12 protein-coding genes and 2 tRNA genes are annotated in these 11,584 nt (G+C 40.1%); 8 read left to right on the plus strand and 6 right to left on the minus strand.

Annotation, left to right across the window (positions count from 1 at the left end):
- Nucleotides 1–25 precede the first annotated feature (25 nt).
- The 4 genes from H5163_RS16765 to lipA all read left to right on the plus strand — a co-directional run bounded on the left by H5163_RS16765 (nt 26) and on the right by lipA (nt 3,321).
- On the plus strand, nt 26–1,186 hold the full coding sequence (locus H5163_RS16765) for a serine hydrolase (protein ID WP_145240539.1): 1,161 nt from the start codon (nt 26–28) through the stop codon (nt 1,184–1,186).
- 221 nt (nt 1,187–1,407) lie between these two features.
- Nucleotides 1,408–1,686, plus strand: a complete 279-nt coding sequence (gene ybeD, locus H5163_RS16770) for a DUF493 family protein YbeD (RefSeq protein ID WP_145240537.1) — start codon at nt 1,408–1,410, stop codon at nt 1,684–1,686.
- Nucleotides 1,687–1,705: 19 nt separating this feature from the next.
- Entirely contained in the window at nt 1,706–2,359 is a 654-nt protein-coding gene (gene lipB / locus H5163_RS16775; protein ID WP_145240535.1) for a lipoyl(octanoyl) transferase LipB, read from the plus strand.
- The gene (gene lipA / locus H5163_RS16780; RefSeq protein ID WP_145240533.1) at nt 2,356–3,321 is read left to right on the plus strand and encodes a lipoyl synthase; all 966 of its coding nucleotides are present in this window, start codon (nt 2,356–2,358) and stop codon (nt 3,319–3,321) included. The genes lipB and lipA overlap by 4 nt, the downstream gene beginning before the upstream one ends.
- 112 nt (nt 3,322–3,433) lie before the next feature.
- On the opposite strand, the gene H5163_RS21195 is transcribed toward lipA, so the two are convergent.
- From H5163_RS21195 to H5163_RS16795, 3 genes are all read right to left on the minus strand, one after another.
- Nucleotides 3,434–3,745 (minus strand): hypothetical protein, encoded by a 312-nt coding sequence (locus tag H5163_RS21195; protein ID WP_220493532.1) that lies wholly within the window; start codon nt 3,743–3,745, stop codon nt 3,434–3,436.
- 623 nt (nt 3,746–4,368) lie between these two features.
- Complete coding sequence (locus H5163_RS16790) at nt 4,369–6,033, minus strand: esterase-like activity of phytase family protein (RefSeq protein ID WP_310736653.1); 1,665 nt, start codon at nt 6,031–6,033, stop codon at nt 4,369–4,371.
- Nucleotides 6,034–6,220: 187 nt separating this feature from the next.
- Nucleotides 6,221–6,748, minus strand: coding sequence for a YdcF family protein (locus tag H5163_RS16795; protein ID WP_220493068.1), 528 nt, complete (start codon nt 6,746–6,748; stop codon nt 6,221–6,223).
- A 133-nt stretch (nt 6,749–6,881) separates the two neighbouring features.
- Here H5163_RS16795 and H5163_RS16800 point away from each other — a divergent pair, with 133 nt between their 5' ends.
- Complete coding sequence (locus H5163_RS16800; protein WP_145241401.1) at nt 6,882–7,121, plus strand: RNA-binding protein; 240 nt, start codon at nt 6,882–6,884, stop codon at nt 7,119–7,121.
- Between the two features lie 233 nt (nt 7,122–7,354).
- Nucleotides 7,355–8,974 (plus strand): M28 family metallopeptidase, encoded by a 1,620-nt coding sequence (locus tag H5163_RS16805; RefSeq protein ID WP_182735576.1) that lies wholly within the window; start codon nt 7,355–7,357, stop codon nt 8,972–8,974.
- Between the two features lie 45 nt (nt 8,975–9,019).
- On the opposite strand, the gene H5163_RS16810 is transcribed toward H5163_RS16805, so the two are convergent.
- From H5163_RS16810 to H5163_RS16820, 3 genes are all read right to left on the minus strand, one after another.
- Complete coding sequence (locus tag H5163_RS16810) at nt 9,020–9,964, minus strand: general glycosylation pathway protein (RefSeq protein WP_145241406.1); 945 nt, start codon at nt 9,962–9,964, stop codon at nt 9,020–9,022.
- Between the two features lie 206 nt (nt 9,965–10,170).
- The gene (locus H5163_RS16815; RefSeq protein ID WP_145241408.1) at nt 10,171–10,473 is read right to left on the minus strand and encodes a DUF6172 family protein; all 303 of its coding nucleotides are present in this window, start codon (nt 10,471–10,473) and stop codon (nt 10,171–10,173) included.
- 159 nt (nt 10,474–10,632) lie between these two features.
- The gene (locus tag H5163_RS16820; protein ID WP_145241410.1) at nt 10,633–11,154 is read right to left on the minus strand and encodes a VC2046/SO_2500 family protein; all 522 of its coding nucleotides are present in this window, start codon (nt 11,152–11,154) and stop codon (nt 10,633–10,635) included.
- A 112-nt stretch (nt 11,155–11,266) separates the two neighbouring features.
- Between H5163_RS16820 and H5163_RS16825 the strand changes: the two genes are divergently transcribed.
- Together H5163_RS16825 and H5163_RS16830 are read left to right on the plus strand one after the other, a co-directional pair.
- A tRNA-Tyr gene (locus H5163_RS16825) sits at nt 11,267–11,351 on the plus strand.
- A gap of 49 nt (nt 11,352–11,400) precedes the next feature.
- Nucleotides 11,401–11,485: transfer RNA gene (locus H5163_RS16830), tRNA-Tyr, on the plus strand.
- The last annotated feature ends 99 nt before the right edge of the window (nt 11,486–11,584 follow it).

Raw genomic sequence — 11,584 nt, forward strand, 5'->3', positions numbered from 1 at the left:
TTAACTTTAACCATTAATGAGTATGATGAAATCTATTAAATCCAAAATTATTAGCGGTGTGTGTAGCGTTGTTTGCTCTGCTGCCGTTTTTTCTGCGACCGCCCAAATCATCCCAGCCCCACCTCAAGTTAATGCAAAAGGTTATTTTCTTGTTGATTTTACTACAGGTAAAATTATAGCTGAAGGTGAACCTGATACTCGCCTAGCACCTGCCAGTTTAACTAAAATGATGACCAGCTATGTCATTGGTACCGAAATCAAAGCGGGTAACATTGCCCCAACCGATATGGTCACAGTGAGCGAAAAAGCGTGGGCTAAAAACTTTCCTGAATCATCAAAAATGTTTATCGAAGTCGGTAAGCAGGTCACTGTCGATGATTTAAACCACGGTATAATTATTCAATCAGGTAATGATGCCTGTGTGGCTATGGCAGAACATATTGCCGGTAGCGAAAGCGCATTTGCAGACTTAATGAATGCCCATGCTGAGAAATTAGGTATGAGTAACAGCCACTTCATTAACAGCCATGGCTTAGATACCAACGAACACTTCACAACCCCTCGAGATATGGCCACCTTAGGTGCAGCACTTATTCGTGATGTGCCTGACGAGTATGCAGTTTACGCACAAAAATCATTTACTTTTAACGGCATTAAGCAATACAACCGTAACTCACTGTTATGGGATGAAAGCTTAAACGTTGATGGTATAAAAACCGGTCATACATCGGAAGCCGGTTACAGCTTAGTAAGTTCAGCGACTAAAGATGATATGCGTTTAATCGCCGTGGTTATGGGTACTTCGAGTGAACGTGCACGTAAAGTAGAAAGTAAAAAATTACTTAACTATGGTTTTCGTTTTTTTGAAACAATCACACCTTACAAAGCCGGCGACAGTTTTGCCGAGCAACGTATTTGGATGGGTAACAAAGAAAATGTATCGTTAGGCATTTTAGTTGATACGCCGATCACTATTCCGCGTGGCCAACGTAAAAATTTAAAAGCCGACTTTAAACTTGATAAAGTTTTAGAGGCGCCATTAGCGAAAGGCTCTACCGTAGGTACTTTATCTTTACAACTTGAAGGCGAAGTAATTGCTCAGTATCCTCTGGTAACGCTTGAAGAAGTTGAAGAAGGTAGCTTCTTTAGTAAAATTTATGATTACCTACGTTTACAAATAATGTAAAACGCTACCAAATAATATAAGCGCCTTGCAAAGCAAGGCGTTTTTTTTTGCTTTAAAGATGGTAGAATGCGCCCCATATCTAACCCGCAAATAACCAGAATACCAATTGTCTTACGTAAGCGATTAATTCAATTGCTATAAAGGTCGAGAACAGGTTATCTAATCGGTTTATTGTTTAGTAAAATAGTACTAAACGCACATAAGTATGAGGAGTCAACGTCGTGGCTACACCGGTAAAAAATACTAAATTTGATGAATATTTAGAATACCCTTGCCCTTTTACATTTAGAGTAATGGGGTTGGCAAACGTCAACTTAACTGACCAAATTCTAACTAAGTTACAACCTATTGCTCCTGGCGATTATGCTCCAAAAGTTAAACCTAGCAGCAAAGGTAATTATGAGTCAGTTAGCTTAGTCGTTACCGTGACCAGCGGCACTCATATTGAAGAAATTTATAACGTGATAAGTGCGATTGATGACGTACGACACATGCTTTAAACGCTAAGCGGAGTAAGCTGTGAGCGAAAATACCTTAATCGTCCGTCAACTTGGTAAACAGCGTTACATGCCAATTTGGCAACAAATGCAAAACTATACTGATGTTCGAACTGAGCATGATGCGGATGAAATATGGCTCGTTGAACATGAGCCAGTATTCACGCAAGGCCAAGCAGGTAAAGATGAACACCTACTTGCCCCTGGCGACATTGAAGTGATCAAGGTTGACCGAGGTGGTCAAGTAACCTATCACGGACCGGGCCAGCAAATGATGTACGTATTATTTAACTTACGTCGCTTGAAAATTGGCGTACGAGAATTGGTCACATGGCTTGAAGAGTGTATTATCGATACACTCAATGATTACGGTATTAAAGCCTACGCAAAAGCAGATGCCCCAGGGGTTTATGTTAACGATAGCAAAATAGCATCATTAGGACTTCGTGTTCGCCGTGGCTGCTCTTTTCATGGTCTAGCATTGAATGTAAACATGGACATGAGTCCGTTTTTACGTATCAACCCATGTGGTTACGCCGGTATGAACATGGTGCAAACAACCGACTTGAACGGCCCAGAAAACCTTGCGCAAGCAGGTGCTGGTCTCGTAAAACATATGATTAAAAAACTTAATGCGACACAGGTTAAGTATACTGAAGGGTTTGAAAACGAATGAATAAACCAGTCAAGATGGAACCAGGGGTAAAACTACGCGACGCTGAAAAAATGGCGTTGATCCCAGTAAAAGTATTACCCACTGAAAAAAACGAAATGTTACGCAAGCCAGAGTGGCTAAAAATTCGCTTACCTAAATCAACCGAGCGGATCGACGGCATTAAACAAGCCATGCGTAAGCACGGACTGCATTCAGTGTGTGAAGAAGCCTCTTGCCCTAACTTATCAGAATGCTTTAATCACGGTACAGCAACTTTTATGATTTTAGGCGCAATTTGTACTCGTCGTTGCCCATTTTGTGATGTTGCCCATGGCCGTCCGTTAACACCAGACGCCGCAGAGCCTGAAAAGTTGGCTCTTACTATTCGCGATATGAAGTTAAGCTATGTGGTGATCACCTCTGTGGATCGTGATGATTTACGTGATGGCGGCGCACAACATTTTGCTGATTGTATTCGTGAAATTCGCAAGTATAACCCAAAAATCACCATCGAAATTTTAGTGCCTGATTTTCGTGGTCGCATGGACCGAGCGCTTGAAATCTTAATAGAAACGCCACCAGATGTATTCAATCATAACCTTGAAACTGCACCGCGTTTATATAAACTTGCGCGCCCAGGTGCTGACTACAAATGGTCATTAGAATTACTGCGTCGCTTTAAAGAAGCACACCCTGAAGTGAAAACTAAATCAGGCCTAATGGTTGGTCTTGGCGAAGAAATTAGCGAAATCGAAGAAGTACTGCGTGATTTACGCGCGCATAATGTCGATATGCTAACGGTTGGCCAATACCTACAGCCATCAAAGCATCACTTACCTGTAAAACGCTACGTGCCACCAGCAGAGTTTGACGCGCTTAAAGAGTACGCTGATGAAATTGGCTTTACTCATGCCGCATCAGGTCCATTTGTTCGTTCAAGCTACCATGCTGATCAACAAGCTGCGGGTAAAGAAGTGAAGTAATCATTTTTACAGAATTGAAAAAGCCGTTAGTAATGGATTAAATCACTAACGGCTTTTTGTTTTCTTAATCACGTGCAATTTATATCGATACCGACACTCATCTCGCATGTCTTTAATTACTAAAGCTAGGATTATATTGATAAACGGCTTGTGATTTAGTCAGCCCCCCTGTGAGGTTCCAACTACTTAAACTATTCATACCATCGAACGCAATCAAAGCTCGTTGCACTACTTTTTGCGTATAATTAGCCATGAAGTCTTCATATTTAAACGATGGCTGCGCGATGATTAGCTGTTGACCAGCCGAGGGAATACCGCTGTACCATAGTGTTACACTGACTTGTGCATCAATTGAGCCTAAGTCAATTTGTGCTCCTTTATAAACACGCTCGTAAATAGTTAAGTTGCCGACTTGTGCCAGCATCAAATTATCATTAAAACTAAACTCTAATTCAAAGCCAGAGTCATGCGTATTTATATCTTTAAAGCCATTGATTTTACGAGTATTTGGTGCTTTAGTTGAATGACTATAAACTACTTGGTAATCAGAATTGGTTATTCCTCAGTCAGCCTCTAGCTTAGTCTTGGTGCCGTTAGTCGCTGATGATAAATCTTCGAAATTAGCGGTATAGCGATCCCGACTGCGAAATTTCAATGTCACTTCTGAATTACCATTTTCGATTCGTTCACGAAACGAATAACCTAAATTTTGCAGCTGACAGCTACCTAGAGTATCGAAAAACTTAACTGTACGGTTCTTATCAAGTGATAATGAGCCATTTACATCGTAAGATTGCCGTCTCTACTATGGCTTTAAATGCACTAAAATAACTGTCTACGTTAGCCGACTCATTACTATAAGTGAGTTTGCTAGGCTCGAGTAAACCCTTATACTATCGAGAAATCACATCAGGATTATCGGCACTAACAGCGCTACAAATTAATAATAATGACAAACCACTGACAAATTCGCTTTTATGTTTCATCACTAACCTTTATAAATTGTAATAAAAAAAGCCGACGTGAATCGGCTTGAATTCATTATGATTATTGAATAGGTGATAAATCCAGACCATCAACTATATACAAGGTATTACCATCAACGACAGTATTATTAGTATCTAAATACTTTTGCCCTAACGGCCCTCCAATAGTGGCTTCAGACCAAGTAGCAAAGTCATCATCATTAATCACCCCCAAACGCGTATTATCGATAAGCCATAAACCTTCCATCTTGTCATGTGGGTAAGAAACTTCGTTAACCATATCAACAACTGGCGATGTGCTTTTTGTCACTGGTAAGATATTCTTTGCAGCTAGTTCAGCCCAACCTGCATCATAATCAACTGCATCATTTATAACTTGCTCTATTGTTTTACCTGCAATGATTAAACCTAAATTGCTATTTTGTTCAATATCCCCCATTGCTGCAACTGCTTCTAAATCGGTCGCACCGCTGATATCAATCTTATAAACATGCTTTTGTGCTGTCTCATCACCTTTGTTATAAAAAGCACCGTCACGTTCAAGTACTAAGAAGCTCGTGTTGCTCAGCGCTTTAATTGCTGAGTTAGAATTCGACCCTTTAACCTGTCGATACAAATATTGCGAAATATTGCCAGTTTCTAAATCAACAGTGACAATACGAGTTAAATCTGTACGGTTTTTACTCGGATTATCCAAGCTTGATTGCATAATGCCGACTAATGTTTTCTGATCAGGTGTGATCGCTAACCCCTCCATACCACGGTTAGCCCATCGATTAGCAAACTCTGCTGGTAAGTTAATCTTCAAACCGTAATCAGTATTAATAGCATCTGTACGTATGTCTGCGGTAAATGCATTAATACGGCCAATTTCTTTACCGTTAGCATCATAATGCACCATGTGTGGACCATACTCATCGCTAACCCAGAAAGTACCATCTTTTAAAGCAGCTAAACCTTCGGCATCCAAACCATAATCATCATAAACTGCAGGGTTAGTAACTTCGTCATACGGCTGCGTCATATCTGCGCGAATAACTTCGCCATCAGTCGTATACGGTACTTCACCTGTTCCACCTAATGCAGCTGAATTTGGTAGGCCACTAATATTGTTACCATCACGATCTTTGAGCAAAATATCTTTAATCTTAGCGATATCACCCGTTGACTGAACTGCAAATAAACCAATACGCGGCGTGTAGTCAGGTGTTAGGAACTTCTTACCATTACCGTGAGGTGCGCCCTCTTGAGAGGTTCGATAATTAGAATTAGGACCACGATCAGTTAAAGCATAAAATTGTGTCGTATTCATCGGGTGACCATCCATATCAGAGCCGTAACCACCATTGCGTACCTCAAAAGTAGATCCTGGGTAATAATAATTTTCTAGTTCGTTGCGCATTACGGTATAAGATAGACGCTCACCGGTAGTCCCAAAATTATCAGGGTTACAAAGAAAGGACGTACTTGTAACCTCTGTTGTGGCTAAAGCACCATTGCGGTCGGCATCCAAACCCGAATCAATTTTTATGCCGCCCATCCAACAGTTGCTATCGCCCATATTCAACTCTGTTTGCATAACTAAGCTGTTTAATCCAACAGCACCGTCTATACCGCCATTACCATTCGTGCCATCTGTCCCATTAGCACCGTCTTTACCATCACTACATGCGCCTAGTAATACTGTTACTAAAACGAACGATAGGTTTAGTTTAAATTTTTTCACAACAACTCCATTTATACTTTTTATAATTAGAGTGGTCATAGTAAGCAGTAAAAATGACAGCAATTAATGCCTAATAATTACTAACTTGAACTTTCAATGAAACTTGCATGACAAATTCATAGTTGATTATGAATAAACATCAAATAAAGAGGCTCTTCAATCGATTACAAGTAACTAACGGACTTATTTAAGCGCTGAGCAGCTTAAGCACATTCGCTTCCTCACGCTGCATTGCCTGACGTTCATGGGCATACAACTGCGCTAATTTAATCTCTGACAATGGCGTTTTAGCACTTACCAGAGTTAGCTCTAAATTAGGCTGCACATGACTAAATACATAATGAACTCGCGCAATATGAAATTCTGAACTGACTAAAATGGCTTCGGTTATATGTTCCGCTATAAGTATTGGCTTAGTGAGTAACGCATCCTCAAAGGTAAAGCGGCTTAGTGCCACCGGTAAAAAAGCAGATTCGGGTATGCCAAGTTCAATTAAGTAACTTTTAGTATATTCACCATGGGCGTGGTTAGTGGTATTAAAATGTGCGCCAAACCCGCCGGTGCACAATACCTTAACAGAGGGGTTTGCTTGGTATATTTGATAAGCTCGCTGACAACGGCTTTTTGCTATTACTGATAAACTACCATCGTTGTTATTTGGCCCACCTAAAACAATCAGTGCCGTTTTAATTTCGCTATTCGTCGCTGCTCTCATTACGCGATTCTCAATTGTTTTTTATTCTTTGGCTATCAGCTTAAAACTATTTTTGCGGTTTGCAATTAATCATTAGGTCAAACGGCTTTTCCTTGAGACAATCCACACTGTTATTTTTAAAACATGGTTCTTTATGAAACTATTAGTTAGAAACTTATCACGTACTATCACTGAACATGAGATCCGCGTACTTTTTACTGAACACGGTAAAGTAGCCGATTGTAATTTAGTACTAGATAAAGAAACCGGCCAATCGAAAGGCTTTGCCTTTGTAGAAATGCCAAACGATGCAGAAGCTGCTGTAGCAATAAAAGCATTGAATCAAAGTACTGTTGATAAAAGCAAGATCCGCGTAAAGAAAGCTGACGCTTAAACGTGTTATTTTGTTGCAAAAGGCCAGCACTCTTCGCTGGCTTTTAGCTTTTCCCCACACAACTTCTGCGCCAGTCCCTTTCACCCAACGAAATTTAATTCAATCACTAAATCATAGTACCCAAAATCAACTAATTGTATTTTATAAAAATATCTGCGCTTCATGGCAAAAAACTAGACAGCAAAACCGACACCCCATATAGTCACAGTATGTATCCTTAAAAACCTGCAATTATGTCTCCTCTTTTTAAATCACTCAGTATAACTTTATTATTGGGCTTAACTGGCTGTTCAGAGCCTACTCAAGAACAGGCAACGCTTGACAATACAACCAGTGTAAATTTAAGCAATATTAAACAACATATTAAAACCCTTGCCTCAGACGAATTTGAAGGACGCGGTCCATTAACGCGCGGTGAAGTAAAAACTGTGGGTTACTTAAGTGACCAATACCAAGCGCTTGGATTAACTGGCGCATATAATAATAAGTTTTTACAGCCGGTAAAAATGGCGATGGTAACCGCTGATCAAAACATGCAATTAAAAATTGGCGACTTGAGCTTTACCGCTGGAAAAGATTTTACGGCGCGAACGAAACAATTACAGCCACTTATTGATGTTCGTAATTCAGAGGTAGTATTTGTTGGTTATGGCATTAATGCGCCCGAGTATAATTGGAATGATTATAAAAATATTGATGTAACGGGTAAAACGGTTGTTGTGTTAGTAAATGATCCTGGGTTTGCAACGCAAAACGATGCGCTATTTACCGGCAACGCCATGACCTACTACGGTCGCTGGACTTACAAATACGAAGAAGCCGCTCGCCAAGGCGCAGCCGCAGTATTTATTGTGCACGAAACAGCGCCAGCTGCATATCCTTGGGGCGTAGTTGAAAGCTCAAATACAGGCACAAAATATACCTTGATGGATAACAACCTAAACGCATCAGAACTACCGGTAATGGGTTGGCTAACACTCGATGCAACCGAGCAGCTATTTAAATCAGCAAACTTGAGCTATCAACAATTAAAGCAACAAGCACTTAACGACGACTTTAAAGCTACTGCGCTTAATTTAACAGCAAACCTTGCATTTAAAAACGAAGTGTCACACGCTAAATCACACAATGTTGTTGCGCAATTAACGGGCAGTGAAGCGCCTGATGAATATATTGTGGTCAGCGCACATTGGGATCATTTTGGCACTAAGCAAACTGATAGCGGGCCAAAAATTTATAATGGTGCAGTTGATAATGCCTCAGGCAGTGCTGCCACAATTGAAATCGCTCGTATATTAAGTAACATGCATAAACAAAAACCGTTTAAGCGCTCGATTATTTTTGCAAACTTTACCGCCGAAGAAACAGGGTTAATTGGCTCAGAGCAATTTGCCAGTGGCGAACTTATCCCTACCAAGCAGATGGTCGCTCTGTTAAATATTGATGGTATGAATGTGCTAGATGGCACCGATTACATACTGCAATACGGTAAAGGTTTATCACAAATGGAAGACTACCTTAGCAAAGCCGCAAGCAAACAAGGCCGTCATGTAAAAATGGATCCCGTGCCACAAAACGGCCTATTCTTCCGATCAGATCACTTCTCACTAGCTAAACAAGGCGTACCTGGTTTACTGTTTATGAGTTTAGGTGATACAGATCCAGATTATATTGCTCATAAATACCATAAAGAAGCTGATGATTACTCTGCTCAGTGGTCATTAGGTGGTGTAAAACAAGACATCGAGTTAATTGTTGATATCGCATCACAATTGGCAAACAACGGTGATTGGCCAAAATGGCAAGCCGATTCAGATTTTAAAACTCGTCGCGCCCAAGACCGCGCAGAATAAACTAAGTTGAGTTGGGGTAGGCATTCATCGCCTACCCCATTTTTATTAATGCCCTTTCTTATTGCGTTGTGCGCTCAATAATAAGGTTTCGGCTTTTGCCCCTAAATACACATAAATAGCCAGCGCAATCAATAGCCCTACAACCGCCAACATCATATAAATTGCCGGTAATAAATACTGCGACTGCCCCAGCGCTGCCTTAAACATCGTTAATAACGCTTCAATAGACACTGCAATTAAAATAGTTGAAATAAACCGTGTGATAGTGCGCCGCGTTGAACTGTGCCTAAAGATATCTTTATGCATTAAAATTTCTTCTTCGAGAATCGTTTTACCTAAATCAAATATTGCTAACGCGAGGGTGATAAAAATGATGATCGTAAACGGTTCGAGCGGATCATTTTCTATAGAGCGGACAAACAGTAAGCTATAAATATCACCAAACACCCTACCAAGTAAAAATAACACTAAGATAAATAAGCAACTGACAATAATGCCATAACCCGCTTTAAAAAATGGCGTCATCGTGGCGCGAGTACGATCCCCCATAATAAATTCGATTAATTGCGTTAGACATACATCAATCACTAAATAGCGATTTTCGCCATATGAAGCATGTAACGATTTTATTGCTGAAATACATAAGTGATTGGTCGCGATCGAAATATAGGGCGGCGTAAAACGAGTATGTTGCTGCTGTTGGATACCTTGAAAATACGGCCGTTCACTCAAATCCTGTGAATCGCCACGATTATTTAAGGTTTTCATATACTGACGTTTAAAGCAGACATTATTACCTAGCTGCACGCCATTTTTATCTAAACAGTATTGTAATTCTAAAAATGGGTATTGAGCGATTAAGTAACGATTATCTTGTTGTTTTTTAACACCGTCTTCTAAGCTTGCTAGCACTGAGTCAAGTAAGTCGTGGATCACGGTTTGGTATTCTTGGTAACGTTCGACGCTACTGATATAACTCATTCTTGCCATGTGTTTGCTCCTAACTGCATAATTAAAAGTAATAGCAATTACAGAACCAACTTTACAAAAACTTATAAATCAATTAGTTGTATTATTTAAATAAAATAAATAATCTATTTCGCACCAACCAGGTGCAAAATAAAGTGCTGGACTTACTTTTTTGCAAGCACAAAAAATGGGCTACTTAGCCCATTCTTTCATTAAATCAATTACTTTTAAATTTCATCATCAGAGTCTTGCACTTGACGTTGTGCAGCTCTAGCAATGATTTCAACATAAAACGACTCTAAGCCTTGTTTTTCAATTTCGCTGATTGAGTTGCTAATTTCAGCAACGTGCACCACTTGTGCATCTTCAGCAGTGTTACCAAATTTACAATCAAATGCCCAGTAATCAGCATCAATTGGCAACGTTTTGTTACGCTCTCTTTTCAAATACTTTTTTACTTCATGCTTTGCAGCATCTACCATGCGAGGGTATTTGATTTTCTCGTGATTCAGCGTGAATGTTTTCTTCATTACGTTCCTAATTACCTTGATTTAATGATGATGACAATAATACCAAGTAAATTGGAAATGCCATTTGGGGTCATTATAGCAATTGCATTTAGTTTGTGGATGCTTTTTTTACACTAAAATAAATAAAATATTTTTACCGATAATTATTACAGCTTAATATCACGCTTGGGCAAGGTGTAAGGGTTGATGAAGCTCAGCATTATTAAGGCTATCGTAAAATGCAGCCGCATCCATTTGCGGATGATCCAGCTGTGTTTCTTTATCTAAATGACGCTTTCGCACGACAAGTTCGCAATTATCAATCACCATTAGTGGAATATGGTTTTTATCATCTCTGATCACTAATGGTTCCGGCGCAAGGCACGAGCGTAAACGAATATCTGCCATGCTGCCTTGTTGTAATAGCTGTGCATTATGTTGACCAATGAGCATATCAAATTCATCTGGAGCCAATGCTTGCTCAGGCCCTGCCCCTAATTGTTCACGTAATTGCGCTTCAGTTGGTGTTGAAGCATGTGCATCAAATGGGGTTTTAGGGAGATGAAATTGACTAAAATCTAACACGTCATGAGAAAGCATTGCCAATAATAATGCAAACTCGCCACGACGGTGTTCTGAGACACTTTTGGCAAGACGATTGTTAAGTTGACTCTCTGTGATTAACAAATCATCGATTTGCATAGACTTTAGCCGATTGCAGTTAGTAATAGATATTTATCGGCTTTATTTAATATTTCTTTAGCTTTTTTCTTTACTTAAATGCTCACTTTGCTATTATCAGCGCCGTTGCATTGGAGGGGTTCCCGAGCGGCCAAAGGGATCAGACTGTAAATCTGACGGCTCAGCCTTCGCTGGTTCGAATCCAGCTCCCTCCACCACTTTTCTTACCGCTAAGTTAAGTGGGGCCAAATGCGACAAAATTAGTGTGGAGGGGTTCCCGAGCGGCCAAAGGGATCAGACTGTAAATCTGACGGCTCAGCCTTCGCTGGTTCGAATCCAGCTCCCTCCACCACTTTTCTTATCTATCAGCAAAACTTCATTCTTCGAACTTTATTCTCGCTAACTTTATTCTCGCTAACTTTATTCTCGCTAACTTTATTCTCGCTAACTT

This window comes from Pseudoalteromonas sp. SG44-8 (genome assembly GCF_014164125.1).
Taxonomy (GTDB): Bacteria; Pseudomonadota; Gammaproteobacteria; order Enterobacterales; family Alteromonadaceae; genus Pseudoalteromonas; species Pseudoalteromonas rhizosphaerae.